This window comes from Mesorhizobium sp. M0664 (genome assembly GCF_040320565.1).
In the GTDB taxonomy this organism is placed as follows: Bacteria; Pseudomonadota; Alphaproteobacteria; order Rhizobiales; family Rhizobiaceae; genus Mesorhizobium.
The window spans coordinates 259,872-274,965 of record NZ_JAMYPW010000003.1; the positions used below are offsets into that span (position 1 = coordinate 259,872).

Here is a 15,094-nt window from a genome sequence, read left to right on the forward strand (position 1 = left end):
GCCGCAAGCACCACGGCTTGGGCCAGCGCTATTCGGCTGCCGCCTTTTGCGGCACCGGTTCTTCCTCCTCGTCGAACAGTGACGGCTGGTCGACCGCTTCGACCGGGCTCGGCTCGCCCCGGCGCCGCGCCCACAGCCTGACCAGCCAGCCGGAAAAATGCTCCATGTAGACGTAAATGACGGGTGTGACGAACAGCGTCAGTGCCTGCGAGGCGACAAGACCGCCGACCACCGCCACGCCGAGAGGCTGGCGCAATTCCGCGCTGGCGCCGGTGCCGAGCGCGATCGGGATGGTACCCATCAGCGCGGCAAGCGTGGTCATCATGATCGGCCGAAAGCGCATCAGGCAGGCCTTGTGGATGGATTCGACGGGCGACATCCCCTCGCGCCTGAGTTCCAGCGCCACGTCGATCATCATGATGCCGTTCTTCTTGACGATGCCGATCAGCATCAGGATGCCGATCACCGCGATCACCGACAGATCCATCCCCGCCAGCCGCAGTGCCACCAGCGCGCCGAGCACCGCCGATGGAAGCCCGGTCAGGATGGTGAGCGGGTGGATGAAGCTCTCATAGAGCATGCCGAGAACGATATAGATGGTCAGAATCGCGCCGCCGATCAGCAGCCCCTGGTTGGAAAGCGAATCCTGGAACGTCTTGGCCGTCCCCGAGAAGGCGGTCGAGATCGTCGGCGGCATGCCGATCTTGTCCTTCAGCGCGTTGATGTGGCTCACGCTGTCGCCGAGGGCCACGCCTTGCGGCAGATTGTAGGAGATGGTCACTGCCGGAAGTTGGCCGAGCTGGTTGACGGTCAAAGCACCGGCGGTCCGATCGACGCGGGCGAACGCACCGAGCGGCACTAGGCTGCCGCTCGCCGTTCTCACCTTGATGGCCAGCATCCGCTCGGGCGACCACTCGATCTTCGGATCGAGCTCCATGATCACGTCGTAGCTGTCGGCCGAACCGAAGATGGTCGACACCTGCTGGGTGCCGAAACCGCCGTAGAGACTGGAGCGCAGCGTGTCGGTATCGACGCCGAGGTTCGCCGCCTTGTCGCGGTCGATCACCAGCGTCGCCTGTAGCGCGTTGTTCTGCAGGTCATTGGTGACGTCGGTGAAGGCGGCATGATCGGCAGCCATCGCGTCCGTCAGCTTCTGCGCCCAGACGTTCGTCAGGCCGGTATCGAGGCCCTGAACGGCAAGCTGGTAGGCACTCGCCGAAGAACGCGCGCCGAGCCGCAGGTTCTGCACCGGCTGCATGTAGGTTTCGATGCCGGGCACATTGGCCAGCTGGCGCCGCAGGTCCGTAAGCACCTTGTCGATGTTCGGTCGGTGGTCCTTGTCTTTCAGCTGCACAAACAGCTGGCCCTGGTTGAGCGCATTATTTCCACTGCCCGCCGACCAGCCGACATGCGCGACGTAGGGCGAATGGGTGAAGACATCCGCCACTTGCCCCTGCAGCTTCACCATCGCGTCAAACGAAATGTCCTGGCGCGCGATGGTCGTCACCGAGACCTGGCCGATATCCTCCTGCGGGAAGAAGCCCTTCGGCGAAATCTGGATCAGCCACACCGACAGCCCGGCGGTCACGAGGAAGACAAGGAAGACAAGGAAATTGTGGCGCAGGCAGAATGTCAGCAGCCTGTCATAGCCCCGCATGAAGACGTTTTGTCTATGGCCTTCACCGTGCGCTGCTTTCTGCTCGGCTTTCGATAATGACAACAGCCGCGAGCACAGCATCGGCGTCAGCGTCAGCGAGACGAACATCGACGCCAGGATGGCGACCGTCACCACCACCGCGAATTCGTTGAAGATGCGCCCGATCACGCCGCCCATCAAAAGCACCGGAATGAACACGGCGACCAGCGAGATCGAGATCGAGATGATGGTGAAGCCGATCTCGCGCGCGCCCTTGAGTGACGCCTCGAGGGCCGAGAGCCCGTCCTCCTCCATATGGCGGAAAATGTTTTCGAGCATGACGATTGCATCGTCGACGACAAGGCCGACCGCCAGCGTCAGCCCCATCAATGAGACGTTGTCGATGGAAAAGCCGAACAGGTACATTACACCCAGCGTGGCGATGAGCGAAATCGGTACCGCCACCGCCGGAATGACCGTCGCCGTCACTCGGCGCAGGAACAGGAAGATCACCATCACCACCAGCGCGATGGTGAGCAGGAGCGTGAACTGCACGTCATCGACCGCCTCGCGGACCGATGTCGAGCGGTCGTTTAGCAACTGGATGCTCGCCGCTGCCGGCATCTGATCGTCGAAGGAAGGCAGCATCGCCTTGACGCGGTCGACGACGTCGACGGTATTGGCATCCGGCTGGCGCTGCACCGCCATAATGATGGCGCGGGTGCCGTCATACCAGCTTGCCGTCGTCGTGGTCTCGACCGAATCGATGACGCGGGTCACCTCGCCGAGCCGCACCGGATGGCCGTTCTTGGTGGCGATGATGATGTTGGAGAATCCCGCCGCATCGTTCAGCTGCGTGTTCGCGGTGATCGTCAGCTGCTGTTTGTTGTTCTTGAGCACGCCGAGCGGCGTGTTGCTGTTGGCCGAGGCAATGGCCGTCTGCAGCTGGTCGATCGAGATGCCGCGTGCGGCGAGCGCCGTCGGATCGATCTGGACGCGCACGGCATATTTCTGCTGCCCGTAGATCGACACCTGCGCAACGCCGTCAATCGTCGACAGCGACGGCGAAATCACATTCTCGGCAAACGCGTCGAGATCAGTCAGCGGAATTGTGTCGCTGACCAGCGACATCAACAGGATCGGCGCGTCGGCTGGATTGACCTTGCGGTAGCTCGGCGGGCTGGTCATCTCCGGCGGCAATTGTCGTTGCGTACGTGCGATCGCTGCCTGCACGTCGGCGGCGGCTGCATCGATGTCGCGGTTGAGTACGAACTGAATGGCGATCGAGGTCGAGCCGAGCGAGTTGGTCGTCGAGATCGAATCGATGCCAGCGATAGTGGCAAACTGCTTGATCAGAGGCGTTGCCACCGAGGTCGCCATGGTTTCCGGCGAAGCCCCGGGCAGCGAGGCCGAGACGTTGACAACCGGAAATTCGGCGCTTGGCAGCGCCGCGACCGGCAGGAATTTGTAAGCAAATAGTCCGCCCAGAACCAGGGCGAACGACATGAGCAGCGTGGCGACGGGCCTGCGGATGCAGAATTCGGAAATCATGGCTGTGTTCCGCCCGTCCGGTCAGCCTCGGCAACCTTCGGAGCCGCCCGATCGCCTGTGCCGGTCGAAGCCTTGCCTTCGCGCACCGCCGCGCCGTTCTTCAGTTTGGTCTGACCCTCGACGACGACACGCTCGCCGCTTTTCAATCCTTGGCTGATTGCGGTGTTGGTGCCTTCTGTCAGCGCGACCTGCACGGGCCGCATTTCAACGGTGTTGTCCGGCTTGATTACATAGACGAACGGGCCCTTCTGGCTGGGCTGGACGGCGACCGTCGGAACGGACGTCATTTGTGGCATGATGCCGGCATCGAGCACGACGTTGACGTATTGGCCCGGCCATAGCGAAAGATCGGCGTTGGGCACACTGGCCCGCGTTGCGATCGTGCCGGACGCCGTGTCTACGCTGGAATCGACGAAATCCAGCGTTCCCTTGCCGACCGGCTTCGGGTCGCCGTCCTTGGTCAGCGTCACCGCACCTTGCCGCGGCGCTGCCAGCGCCTTGTGCAGCAAGGCAAGATCGCTTTCGGGGAGATTGAAGTTCACCTGCAGCGGGTCGACCTGCGTGATCGTCACCAGTGGAGTCGACGTGCTGCTGCCGTTGCTGGTGGTGACGAGATCGCCGACGGCGACGCTGACTGCGCCAAGCCTGCCGGAGATCGGCGCCCTGATCGTGGCGAAGCCAAGCTGGATTTGGTCCGCATCGATCGTTGCCTTGTCGGCGTCGACGGTGGCCGCGGCGGATTTCTGTGCCGCGACGGCCTGATCGTAGGTCTGCTGTGTTCCGGCCTGCCTGGCGACGAGATTTTTGGCGCGCTGAAGATCGGCCGTGGCGCTGGCAAGCAGCGCCTGGTCTTTTGCGAGCGTCGCCTGATCGCGTGCCAGTTGCGCCTTCAACGAGCGATCGTCCAGCGAGAAAAGAAGGTCGCCGGCCTTCACCATCTGTCCGTCCTTGACCGCGATTGCGACGATCTGGCTCGAGACCCGCGCGTTGATGCTGACCACGGCAGGAGAGGACACAAAGCCGATGGCATAGCGCCGGACCGGGAAATCGGCCGTCGTAGCGGTGGCGGCAACCACCGAAGTCGTACGCGCGGCATTTGCCGCTGCAGCGGGCTTGTCCGCCGTCGCCGTCTGCTTCGCCGACAGCATCTGCTGAAGACCGCTCATTGCGCTGGGCGAAAGATAGAGCCACGCCGCGGCAACGCAGGCTGCAGCGATCACCGCTAATACGATCTTTCCGCGCATCGACAAAAGACCTCTCGATCCGACACGCCGCTATCCGGTGGCCGTAGTCTAGCTCAACTCGCAGCCTCTTGCCGCGCTTTTGCCAGATAATAGAGGATGCCGAAGGCGAAAAAGGGCCAAAACCCGTCATTACGAAGATTTAATGTGCAGTGCACAATAGAACGGCAGCTAACGCAGCATCGGCCACAGCGTCGCCGCAAGCATCACACCCATGACGATGTTGAACCATTTGAGCCGCACCGCATCCGCCAGAAAGCCGCGCAGCGCCATGCCGAAACCGGCCCAGGTCGAAATGCTCGGCAGCATGACGACGGCGAAAGCGGCTGCGATCAGCACCACCGACACAAACGGGCGTTCCGGACTGGTATAGACGGCCATGGCTGTAATCGCCATCACCCAGGCCTTGGGATTGACCCACTGGAATGCCGCAGCCTCGATGAAGCGCATCGGCTGGCCCTTCGTCTTGTCTTCGCCGCCGAGCGAGCGCGACATGGCGATCTTCGAGGCGAGATAAAGCAAGTAGAGGCCGCCGGCGATCTTCAACCCGGTATGCAGGACCGGAAAGGCCGTCAACACGGCGCCAAGCCCGAAGCCTACGGCAAGCAACAGCACGAGGAAGCCGATGCCGATGCCGAGCATGTGTGGCACGGTTTTGACCAAGCCGAAATTCACGCCCGAGGCCAAAAGCATGAAATTGTTCGGACCCGGCGTGATCGAGGTCACGAAGGCATAAACCAGCAGAGCAAGGAATGCATCGAAGGTCATGGAGGATCGCAAAGATCAATAATACTGAAATACTGACTTAAATCGATGAGGTGCTGAGTGCAATTGCAATTCGTTGGTCCACGCGCCCCAAGCGTTCCTTCATATCTTAGGCCAATATCCGCTGAGAACATCTATCTGCGGTAGGGCTGCACCGACCATAGATCTGAATTCGGGGCAGTTTCGCGCTGACGGCGCACGCGTCGCAGCCCTTTTCGTCTCGGCGTATTCTCCGGAATCTTGACGCTGTGCGCCAGACCCAGGATCGCCAGAACCTGAATGAATAGCCAGCCGAGATCGATCTGTCCGTGTTCCAGACCAAGCCGTGCAGACTCGGGAAACGCGTGATGGTTGCCGTGGAAACTCTCGCCGAACGTTACCAGCCCGAAACGCGGCAAATTGTATCCTTGCACGGCAACGTCGTCGACGCGCCATCCTTGCTCCCCATCTCGGTGCGCAAAATGCCCAACCAACCAATGCCCGGTAAGCGACACTGAAACGCGCACCGCGATTCCCCATACCACCCAATCCCAGCCGCCAAGCGCGAAAAAGAGGATCGCCCAGGGCAGTTGTTGCAGCATCCAGGTGCGCTCGACGAACTTGTAGAACCGGTCATTCGTGATCGAGTGTTCGATGACGAAGGTGGGTGGATTGCGCAAAGCGACCGCGCAATGCATCTGCCAGAAGGCATCGGTGAAAAATGGCCGACGATGGGCATGGAGATCGTGACATGCGGTCTGGCGCTGAGCCCAGTCACGAATATCGTGAGCATAGATCATCCCAAAAGGACCGGCCATGCCGACGAGCACGCCAAGGTAGACCAGCGCATGCTCGACCCAGATATGAACCTTGAACGACCGGTGGATGAGCAGACGGTGCATCCCCACCGAGTGTCCGGCGCAGATTGTCGCCGCCGTTGTCGCAACGAATAAGGCGAAGGCACTCCAGCTAAATGTCATCGGTCCCAACACAATGGCGGCGATCGTCATCGCCCCGACCCAGATCGACTTTGCCGGCACCCACACGACTTTGCCGTCTTCGGCGTCACTGTCCTGTTGGGAAATCATTCTGCCCGTGGATATGGTTTTCATCGGTACCCCTCCTCCTGCATGAACATTTCCGGACCACAGCCTTGCCTTCTGGCGCGTCGTCCGTTACTTAGGCAGTAAGCTAATCGTCTACTACTGTGAATTAGGTATTTAGGCAATAGTCTAAATGAAAATAAGAAAGGCGGACCGAGGCGCAGCCAACGCCTCGGCATCACAAGGTGGCAGACAGTGATCGAAGATGCAGAGCACGCAGCGGATGCCGAAACGGCTGCTCACGCAAATGGCGCGATACAGCGCGTGTTTGAAGCGCTATCTTCAGCGCCCCGGCGCAAGATCCTCGCCTATCTTGCGCACTCTTCCCTAACGGCGGGCGAGATCGCGGCGCGCTTCGAGATGTCGAAGCCGTCGATCTCGCAGCATTTGAGCATTCTGGAGACGGCCGGGCTCATCGCCAAGGAGCGGCACGGACAGTTCATCCACTATTCTCTGGTCCAGAACAATCTTGTGAACACGCTGAATGGATTTGTTCAGGATGTCTGCCCGGTATCGCGCCCTATCAAGAGAGAAAGCAAAGAACTTGGTCGAGGCGAGGCAGCGCAAAGATCGCAGTTGCGCAAATCTGAAAAGCCCTAGCGGCTTTGCATCGTTTTCATGAGCGCCTTGGCGTATCGGCAGGCGTCAAATTCCACAGCGATCTCGCAAGACTTTTTGTAAGCGGCCATCGCCTCGGCTTCGTCCGCAGAGACGCCTTCACCATGCTGAAGGGCGCTGCCATACATGGTGCAACCCCAGGCATCGCCCTCATTGCAGCTCAGCTTGAATGTGCGCGATAAGGGCAAGATTCATTGGCACTACCGGCGGCAAGCAGTTTGTTTAGCCCAAGCCGACCCAAGAGAATTCCCGCGCCGCGATTTGTGCAGCCGCCGATACTGCCAGTTGCGCAGGCCTGGGCGAACATCTCCTCGGTCCATTGCTTGTCTTCTGGCGAGTGCTCCTGGATGACCCTGGCCGTCTCGAAACAGGCTTCGCCCCTGCGTCCGTCGAAACACCGCCTGGCACAGGCCAAGACGTCTTTCTCACAACCTTGGTAATCTATTCCCGGCGTGGAAAAGAGCGCGTCATCGACGCCCGACGCCCTGCGCCAAATATCGGCCGGGCATTGTTGGAAATAATAGCTCGGTGTGCCCCTGCGGGTCGATTTCTTCAAACAATTTCGGCAGCACTGACTTGTCGAATACCGGCTCCTAGCTGGCCGCCGCCGTCGTGACCGCAAGAACGATTGCGCCGGCGCCTGCTAGAATTGCCGCCGCGAGCATCATGATCACATCCCTTGCGGGCCGCGGTTCATCGCCGCCACCCCGGTACGGCAGATCTCGACCAGCCCGAGCGGTTTCATGATGGCGATGAACTGATCGAGCTTGGAGCCCTTGCCGGTGATCTCGAAGATGAAATGCTCGGTGTTGGCATCGATGACGCTGGCGCGGAATGCATCGGCGAGCCGGAGCGCCTCGACGCGGGCTTCGCCGGTGCCGGCGACCTTGACCAGCGCGAGTTCCCGCTCCAATGGCCGCTCCTGTCCGAATTCCTGCGACCGCACGGTGAGATCGACGACGCGGTGCACCGGCACGATGCGCTCGAGCTGGTGCTTGATCTGCTCCAGCACGTGCGGCGTGCCGCGCGTCACGATGGTGATGCGCGACAGGTGCTTTTCGTGCTCGGTTTCCGAGACCGTCAGGCTCTCGATGTTGTAGCCACGTCCGGAAAACAGGCCGATGACCCGCGCAAGCACGCCCGGCTCGTTGTCGACCAGGACCGAAAGCGTGTGGTTCTCTGGTTTTTCCGTCTCCTTGGCGATGAAATAGGCGGAGCCGGTCGGTTGCAACTGTGCGTTCATGACATGAATCTCGATTTCAAACTTTTGCGCTAATCTGCTGTTTTCGCACAGCTTCCTTGAACCAGACTACACCAGTTCCCTACCCTTGGCGTCGATCGCGTTGGCGACAGCTTCGTCCGTCGCCTCGTCCGGCAACAGCATCTCGTTATGCGCCTTGCCGGACGGGATCATCGGGAAGCAGTTGGCGAGCGTCGCCACGCGGCAGTCGAACAGGACGGGCTTCTTGACCGCGATCATCTCCTTGATGGCATCATCGAGTTCGTCCGGCTTGTCGCAGCGAATGCCGTGGCCGCCATAGGCTTCGGCGAGCTTGACGAAATCCGGCATCGCCTCGGTGTAGGAGTGCGACAGCCGGTTGCCGTGTAGCAGCTGCTGCCACTGCCGCACCATGCCCATATACTGGTTGTTGAGGATGAAGATCTTGATCGGCGCCTCGTGCTGCACCGCCGCGCTCATTTCCTGCATCGTCATCTGCACCGAGGCATCGCCGGCGATATCGATGACCAGCGCATCCGGGTGCGCGATCTGCACGCCGAGTGCCGCCGGCAGGCCGTAGCCCATCGTGCCCAATCCGCCAGAGGTCATCCAGCGGTTCGGCTTCTCGAAATGATAGTGCTGCGCCGCCCACATCTGATGCTGGCCGACCTCGGTGGTGATGTAGGTGTCGAGGTCCTTGGTCAGCGCATAGAGCCGCTGGACGGCGTATTGCGGCATGATCACCTCGTGGTTCATCTTGTAGGCGAGCGAATCGCGCGCGCGCCATTTGGCAATCTGCTCCCACCACGGGTGAAGCGCTTTCTTGTCGGCCTTGGCGGTTGCCCGCCACAGCCGCACCAGATCCTCCAGCACACGCCCGACATCGCCGATGATCGGCACGTCGGTATGGACGTTCTTGTTGATCGACGACGGGTCGATGTCGATGTGGATCTTCTTCGAATTCGGCGAAAACGCCGTCAGCCGCCCGGTGATGCGGTCGTCGAAGCGCGCACCGATGCAGAGCATGACGTCGCAATCGTGCATCGCCATGTTCGCTTCATACGTGCCGTGCATGCCGAGCATGCCCATCCAGTTCTTGCCCGACGCCGGATAGGCGCCGAGGCCCATCAGCGTCGAGGTGATGGGAAAGCCGGTGAGGTCGACCAGCTCGCGCAGCAGATGGCTCGCCTCCGGGCCGGAATTGATGACGCCGCCGCCCGAATAGATGATCGGCTTTCGGGCAGCCCCCATCAGCTCGACCGCCGCCTTGATCTTTTCCAGATCGCCCTGGACCTTCGGTTGGTAGCTGGTGCGCGGCGCCGTCTGCGGCGGGACATAGATACCCCTGGCGAACTGCACGTCCTTCGGGATGTCGACGACGACCGGACCGGGGCGCCCTGTCGTTGCCACATGGAAGGCCTCGTGGATCGTTGCCGCGAGCTCGTTGACGTCCTTGACCAGCCAGTTGTGCTTGGTGCAGGGCCGCGTGATGCCGACCGTGTCGCACTCCTGGAACGCATCCGAGCCGATCAGCGAAGTCGGCACCTGGCCGGTCAGGCAGACCAGCGGGATCGAGTCCATCAGCGCGTCCTGCAATGGCGTCACCGCATTGGTGGCGCCCGGCCCTGAGGTCACCAGCATGACGCCGGCCTTGCCAGTCGAGCGCGCATAGCCTTCCGCCGCGTGGCCCGCGCCCTGCTCGTGGCGGACGAGGATGTGCTCGACCTCGTCCTGCTGGAAGATTTCATCGTAGATTGGCAGAACCGCGCCGCCCGGATAGCCGAAAACATGCTTGACGCCATTGTCCTTCAGCGCCTGCACCACCATTTCGGCACCCGTCATTTCGCTCCTTGGCATTTCAGTTCTTGGCATTTCGCGCCGCTCATTCTGTCCACTGCTCATCGTTCTGGTCCCGTACTGTTCGCCATCTGGCGATTGCTCGTCGTTTAGTCGTGTTTCGGGCAATAAAAAAGGCCCCCGAGGGAGCCTGTGTCTTGCGCATGGGAGGTCACCGCCCGGCGGTTACACCGCCTTGCCCACGCGCTTTCCTACGAGAATGAGTGCCTTTTTCATGGTGGCGGACAATAGAATTGGTTTGACGCCGCTGTCAACGGCGAATGTGCACTTGGCCCGACGTCGGCACATCCGCCCATTATGCACCCGCGCCGCCTTTCCGCCGCGCGGGTGTTCCGTTTCAGGCGCAGAGCACCACACCCCTCGCCTTGGCCCAGCGCTCGATGATCTTGCGCTCCTCGAGCGAGGCGAGACGATTGCCGAAACCGCGCACCTGCACCGCACGGTTTTGCGGGTCGAGTTCGATCGTCAGCAACCGCTCGATCTTGCCCAGCGCCGAGCGCCGCAGCACCCAGATCGAGGCATTGCCGGCGATGCATTTGGCCGCGTATATCGAGACGCAATGATGCATCGCCCGGCTCTCGGCGACCAGATCCTCGGCTGTCTTCAACTGACGGACGAAGAAACGCTCGCCATGCGCCTTTGCCTCCTTGGTCGACGGCTGCCAGTCCCAGTCGTCCAGGCACGAGCCGTCCCAGGCGCGACCCTGCGACTGCGTCCCGGCAGTACGCGTGGTCCGCCCGGCAGCGCGGCGGCGCATTGCCTCGATGCGTTCGATCGCGGCAATGTCTCGATGCCATTCCAGCATCTGCCGACGCAGCGAGGCAAGCGTGCGACCCTTCAGGCTGTACGCCGCATCGCGCTGGTGCACGGCGCCGATATAGTCGCAAAGATCGTCGATCTCCTCCTTCGACGCGGGTTGCCCGCAGAAGAACCGTGTCACCTCGCGCCAGAAGGCCAGATCGTTACGTGGCGTGCGCGCGATTTTCGACTTGGCAAGTCGGGCCGCCAACCCGGAATCATCCGTGTAGGACCGGGCGATCACCACCCAAAATGCCTCGTCGAACGTGAAATCGCCGGGCAAGTTCAAGAAGCAATGCACCTCCTTGCGAGACAGCCACGCACAGGCGCCCGCCTTGTAAAGCGAGTCACCACGCGCCACTGCGGTATACCAAGCCTTGCGAAGCGCAATCTCGCCGGCATTCAACCCCGAGCTGTCCAGCCAGATCCCCTCGAGCGCGGCTGTAACCGGGTAGCGCGCATAGAGATGGCGCGCCGCGGCCAGCCGCAGCCGCGCGGGGTCGCGCGTCTTCAGCTTTGGACGCCACAGCGCGCCGTCGCGGATCGCCATGCCGGCAAAGCCCCGACGTGCCTCGTCGAGCGCCCGCTCGAAATCCGGAGCGGGACGCGGGACAGGAAAAACCCGCCGCAGCGTTACGGCATATGCTTCAATGCGTTCGCGCTCGGCATCCTGCCTGCGCTGGATCATGGACTTTGCCATGGCCGTTCTTCCTGATTGGAACCCTGTCAGCCGCACGCAATTCCAGCGTCGGCACGGAATGTGTCGATCTGGATCGCCGGGTCATTGACAGGTCTCCTTTCAGGACGACGGATCAGAATGGGCGGCTTCTCTAAGCTCGCCGCCAATTTGACGCAAGAGCTATTCTTTCCACGCCCGCGATGGTCTGACGGGTGTTGCAAAGGTGCATCGTTGTCGCCATCAGCGTGTCCGGCCGACGCGTTTCCAGTAGATGAGGGTGCCTGTGAGCCCGCCATGCGGCTTCAGCGCATAATCCGGTATTTCGCCGGCCAGCGTGAAGCCGAGCTTTTCATAGAGCCCGGAAGCCCCCTCCTCTTTTGCCGTGTCGAGGACCAACAGCGTGCGGCCTTTCTCCACAGCAACGGCTTCCGCCGCCTCCATCAGGCGGGTTGCGATGCCCTTGCCGCGGTAATCGAGGCGGATCATCAGCTTGGCGATCTCGGCCCGGTGCGGCTGGTTGGGAGGGCAGTCGAGCAGCAAGGTGATGGTGCCGACCAGAGCCTCGCCGTTCCAGGCCCCAAGCACCGCCCTTTCGCCTCTGGCGGCCGCCTGAAGCGACTTGTTCCAGAAGGCCGCGGCCATCTCCGGCACCAACGGATGCATGAAGCTGACCGAGCCGCCGGCAGCGACTGTCCCGATCAGCAGTTCCGTCAGCATTTTTTGCGTTCCGTCAGCATTGCTGAGTGGCCTGATTTCGATCGAACTCATGTCGTTCCCCTGTCGCCGTCCGTCAGTCGAAACGACTGGTCCGCTTCCGCTTCCTGGCCCGCCGGATTTCCGCGATGCGATCGGCGTCTTCCTCTTGCAGATGTCGCCCGCGTTCCAGCAGTTCGAGCGTGTATTCCTCATAGGTCAGGCCCAGCCGCTCGGCCTTGTGCAGCCGCATCAGCATGATCTCGCGGCTCGGCACTTTCCATGCCTGGGCATGGGCGGTCTGCCAGGCAAGAAACACATAGGGGTCGCCCTTGCCCCAGGGCGGACCGTCATAGTCGTCGAGCGGCGGACCGCCATTGTCGCAGCGTTTTGGACGGCGCGCCTTCACCTCAGCTCCTGGCCAACGCAACCAGATAGTCGGCGGCGTCCGGCCCCGGAGCGTGAAAGACGCAATCGGATGGCGCGCCGAGCGCCAGGCAGTCGCCCGGTTCGAGCCGGTGAACGATGTCTCCCTCTGTGAATTCCAGCCGCCCGGAGATCAGCCATATCTGTTGCCTGATGAAGGCATAAGACGCCGCCGGGAAACTTACCTTGGCGCCGGCCGGCAACTGGATCCGGATCAGTTCGAGGGGCATGTCCGAAACCGGCGAAAGATGCCGCCGCACATATCCCGTAGCCGGATCGCGCCAGAGCGGCTGGTCACATTCGCGAAGCAGGCCACCGCCCTGCAATTCCGCCCTTGCGATCAATGTGGACAGCGTCATGCCGAAGGCGGCCGCAATACGCACAAGGAGTGCCGCCGTCGGGCTGGTCATGCCGCGTTCTACCGTGCTCAGCATGGCTTTCGAAACATCGGACCGCTCCGCCAGTTCTGCCAAGGACCAGCCTCGAGCCACTCTTTCGGTATGTATTCTTCTGCCGATGGTCGAGGAGATGTCGTTCGCTATATCATCCATTAATCCAATATATCGAAATTCTTCTACAGAGCAACGGCCGTTTCATCCAGTTTTCGCAAACTCCTTAATGTCCGCTAAACCATCCGGCCTCATCCCACCTTAACCCCGTTCGCCTAGGCTCATCGCTTGGGAAAAGGGGACCGGCGTATCCATGCTCGTTGAACGCGAAGCCTCCATTGGGGAACCGACTTTGCTGGAGCGCCGCAGGGCGGAGCAGAACGACAAGCGCATTCTGGGCAATGTCGTACAATGCGACGGCGCGCGCGCCACCATCAGCGCCTATGCCGACGATATCGAAGGCACGGTCACCGGCCTGTGGAGCGTCGGCAAGATGATCTCGATCAATCTCGGTACATCACGAACCGTCGGCCTGGTCTATGAAATCGGCAAGTCGGATCGTGCGTGGAGCAGCGAGGGCCAGAATCCGATCGAGGTCAGCATCGAATTGATCGGCGAGGTGCGCGACGGGGCCGAACCCGGCGCGAAGCCGATCTTCGACCGTGGCATCACAACCTACCCGCATATCGGCGCCATTGCCCATCGTATCCGCAGCCGCGACCTGCAGGCCGTCTACGATCTCGCAGGTCGTCATTCGATCACCATCGGCACGCTGTCGCAGGACGAGGCGATCGACGCCAATATCGCCATCGACGATACGCTGGCGCGGCATTTCGCCATTGTCGGCACCACCGGGGTCGGCAAATCGACCGCCGTGTCGCTGCTCTTGCGCAAGTCGATCGCCGCCCGGCCCGACCTGCGCGTGCTCATCCTCGATCCACACAACGAGTTCGCCGCGTCGTTGCCCGAATATTGCGTCAGGGTCGATTCGACGACGCTCGACCTGCCCTTCTGGATGTTCAAGCTAGAGGAATTTGCCGAGGTGCTGTTTCGCGGCCGCGAGACGGTCCCGGAAGAGGTCGACGCCTTGCGCGATCTCATCCCCGCGGCCAAGAACCTCTACCGCAATCCGAACTCCGGCAACTATCTACGGCGCAGCACCGATGCGCTGACCGCAGACGCGCCGGTGCCCTATCGCATTGCCGACCTCATCAAGCTGGTCGACGAGCGCATGGGGCTGCTGGAAAGCAAGAACGATCGCCCGACCCTCAGGTCACTGAAGACACGTATCGAATCGGCGGCATCCGATCCGCGCTACCGTTTCATGTTCAACTCGCGCCTGATCGAGGACACCATCCACGAGACGATCGGCAACATCTTCCGCGTGCCGCATCACGGCCGCCCGGTGACCTGCTTCGAAATGGTCGGCATGCCGTCCGAGGTGGTCAATTCCGTTTGCTCGGTCCTGGCGCGGCTGGCCTTCGACCTGGCGTTGTGGAGCGAAGGCCGCCTGCGGCTGCTCTTCCTGTGCGAGGAAGCGCATCGCTATATGCCGGCCGATCCGCGCCTCGGTTTCGCGCCGACGCGGCACGCGCTGTCGCGCATCGCCAAGGAAGGCCGCAAATATGGCTGTTATCTCGGCGTCGTCACCCAGCGCCCGGGCGAACTCGACCCGACCATCCTGTCGCAGTGCTCGACGTTCTTTGCCATGCGGCTCGCCAACGAGCAGGACCAGGCGATCATCCGCTCGGCGATCGCCGATTCCTCGGCTTCGACGCTCGCGTTCCTGTCTTCCATGGGCCAGCGCGAGGCTATCGCCTTCGGGGAAGGCGTGGCGACGACGATGCGGATGAAGTTCGAAAAGCTCTCCGAGGATTTGATCCCCGGCACCGCCAGACGCGAGAATGCCTTGCCGTCCGAAACCGGCGACGAGGTCGACCTCGTGGCAATCGTCGAACGGCTGCGCAACGTGCCGAAATCACAACAGGCAATGCCTTTCGCGGAAGTCGTCGATCCGGGCCGGCAGGCCGGCGATTCGGACTATCGCAAGCCGTCGGCCGCACGCACCCAGCGAAACGACGATTTCGACTTGCGCTACGGCCTCAAGCCGGCGACCTTCGGCCTGCGTCCCCCAGAATGA

13 protein-coding genes are annotated in these 15,094 nt (G+C 61.8%); 2 read left to right on the forward strand and 11 right to left on the reverse strand.

The genetic code is table 11. The features are described 5' to 3' along the window. Window positions 1-28 precede the first annotated feature (28 nt). From NKI39_RS06755 to NKI39_RS06770, 4 genes are all read right to left on the reverse strand, one after another. The gene (locus NKI39_RS06755; RefSeq protein WP_352831153.1) at window positions 29-3,187 is read right to left on the reverse strand and encodes an efflux RND transporter permease subunit; all 3,159 of its coding nucleotides are present in this window, start codon (window positions 3,185-3,187) and stop codon (window positions 29-31) included. Further along, entirely contained in the window at window positions 3,184-4,431 is a 1,248-nt protein-coding gene (locus NKI39_RS06760) for an efflux RND transporter periplasmic adaptor subunit (protein WP_352501010.1), read from the reverse strand. The genes NKI39_RS06755 and NKI39_RS06760 overlap by 4 nt, the downstream gene beginning before the upstream one ends. Before the next feature lie 168 nt (window positions 4,432-4,599). Further along, entirely contained in the window at window positions 4,600-5,196 is a 597-nt protein-coding gene (locus NKI39_RS06765) for a LysE family translocator (protein WP_352539576.1), read from the reverse strand. A gap of 131 nt (window positions 5,197-5,327) precedes the next feature. Then, entirely contained in the window at window positions 5,328-6,284 is a 957-nt protein-coding gene (locus NKI39_RS06770; RefSeq protein WP_352539575.1) for an acyl-CoA desaturase, read from the reverse strand. A gap of 186 nt (window positions 6,285-6,470) precedes the next feature. Between NKI39_RS06770 and NKI39_RS06775 the strand changes: the two genes are divergently transcribed. Then, the gene (locus NKI39_RS06775) at window positions 6,471-6,875 is read left to right on the forward strand and encodes a metalloregulator ArsR/SmtB family transcription factor (RefSeq protein WP_352539574.1); all 405 of its coding nucleotides are present in this window, start codon (window positions 6,471-6,473) and stop codon (window positions 6,873-6,875) included. Here NKI39_RS06775 and NKI39_RS06780 read toward each other — a convergent pair. The 7 genes from NKI39_RS06780 to NKI39_RS06810 form a co-directional block, all read right to left on the reverse strand. After that, on the reverse strand, window positions 6,872-7,021 hold the full coding sequence (locus tag NKI39_RS06780; protein WP_352539573.1) for a hypothetical protein: 150 nt from the start codon (window positions 7,019-7,021) through the stop codon (window positions 6,872-6,874). The two genes, NKI39_RS06775 and NKI39_RS06780, sit on opposite strands and share 4 nt — an antisense overlap. Before the next feature lie 542 nt (window positions 7,022-7,563). Further along, window positions 7,564-8,136: an acetolactate synthase small subunit gene (gene ilvN / locus NKI39_RS06785; RefSeq protein WP_023676680.1), complete on the reverse strand. Its 573-nt coding sequence runs from the start codon at window positions 8,134-8,136 to the stop codon at window positions 7,564-7,566. Window positions 8,137-8,202: 66 nt separating this feature from the next. Then, window positions 8,203-9,954, reverse strand: coding sequence for an acetolactate synthase 3 large subunit (locus NKI39_RS06790; protein ID WP_352471629.1), 1,752 nt, complete (start codon window positions 9,952-9,954; stop codon window positions 8,203-8,205). 352 nt (window positions 9,955-10,306) lie between these two features. After that, window positions 10,307-11,467 (reverse strand): PcfJ domain-containing protein, encoded by a 1,161-nt coding sequence (locus NKI39_RS06795; RefSeq protein ID WP_352539572.1) that lies wholly within the window; start codon window positions 11,465-11,467, stop codon window positions 10,307-10,309. A 219-nt stretch (window positions 11,468-11,686) separates the two neighbouring features. Beyond that, a complete protein-coding gene (locus tag NKI39_RS06800) occupies window positions 11,687-12,214 on the reverse strand; it encodes a GNAT family N-acetyltransferase (RefSeq protein WP_352471627.1) in 528 nt (175 codons plus the stop codon). Window positions 12,215-12,236: 22 nt separating this feature from the next. Then, on the reverse strand, window positions 12,237-12,548 hold the full coding sequence (locus NKI39_RS06805; protein WP_352471626.1) for a hypothetical protein: 312 nt from the start codon (window positions 12,546-12,548) through the stop codon (window positions 12,237-12,239). A gap of 1 nt (window position 12,549) precedes the next feature. Continuing rightward, window positions 12,550-13,116, reverse strand: coding sequence for a helix-turn-helix domain-containing protein (locus tag NKI39_RS06810; RefSeq protein WP_352831156.1), 567 nt, complete (start codon window positions 13,114-13,116; stop codon window positions 12,550-12,552). Between the two features lie 151 nt (window positions 13,117-13,267). Here NKI39_RS06810 and NKI39_RS06815 point away from each other — a divergent pair, with 151 nt between their 5' ends. After that, window positions 13,268-15,094 (forward strand): ATP-binding protein, encoded by a 1,827-nt coding sequence (locus NKI39_RS06815; protein WP_352831158.1) that lies wholly within the window; start codon window positions 13,268-13,270, stop codon window positions 15,092-15,094.

What these genes read in the sequence shown, in the direction of transcription:
- NKI39_RS06755 (WP_352831153.1), bottom strand. Translation starts at nt 3,187, where the DNA reads ATGATTTCCGAATTCTGCATCCGCAGGCCCGTCGCCACGCTGCTCATG.
- NKI39_RS06760 (WP_352501010.1), bottom strand. Translation starts at nt 4,431, where the DNA reads ATGCGCGGAAAGATCGTATTAGCGGTGATCGCTGCAGCCTGCGTTGCC.
- NKI39_RS06765 (WP_352539576.1), bottom strand. Translation starts at nt 5,196, where the DNA reads ATGACCTTCGATGCATTCCTTGCTCTGCTGGTTTATGCCTTCGTGACC.
- NKI39_RS06770 (WP_352539575.1), bottom strand. Translation starts at nt 6,284, where the DNA reads ATGAAAACCATATCCACGGGCAGAATGATTTCCCAACAGGACAGTGAC.
- NKI39_RS06780 (WP_352539573.1), bottom strand. Translation starts at nt 7,021, where the DNA reads ATGTATGGCAGCGCCCTTCAGCATGGTGAAGGCGTCTCTGCGGACGAA.
- ilvN (WP_023676680.1), bottom strand. Translation starts at nt 8,136, where the DNA reads ATGAACGCACAGTTGCAACCGACCGGCTCCGCCTATTTCATCGCCAAG.
- NKI39_RS06790 (WP_352471629.1), bottom strand. Translation starts at nt 9,954, where the DNA reads ATGACGGGTGCCGAAATGGTGGTGCAGGCGCTGAAGGACAATGGCGTC.
- NKI39_RS06795 (WP_352539572.1), bottom strand. Translation starts at nt 11,467, where the DNA reads ATGGCAAAGTCCATGATCCAGCGCAGGCAGGATGCCGAGCGCGAACGC.
- NKI39_RS06800 (WP_352471627.1), bottom strand. Translation starts at nt 12,214, where the DNA reads ATGAGTTCGATCGAAATCAGGCCACTCAGCAATGCTGACGGAACGCAA.
- NKI39_RS06810 (WP_352831156.1), bottom strand. Translation starts at nt 13,116, where the DNA reads ATGGATGATATAGCGAACGACATCTCCTCGACCATCGGCAGAAGAATA.
- NKI39_RS06815 (WP_352831158.1), top strand. Translation starts at nt 13,268, where the DNA reads ATGCTCGTTGAACGCGAAGCCTCCATTGGGGAACCGACTTTGCTGGAG.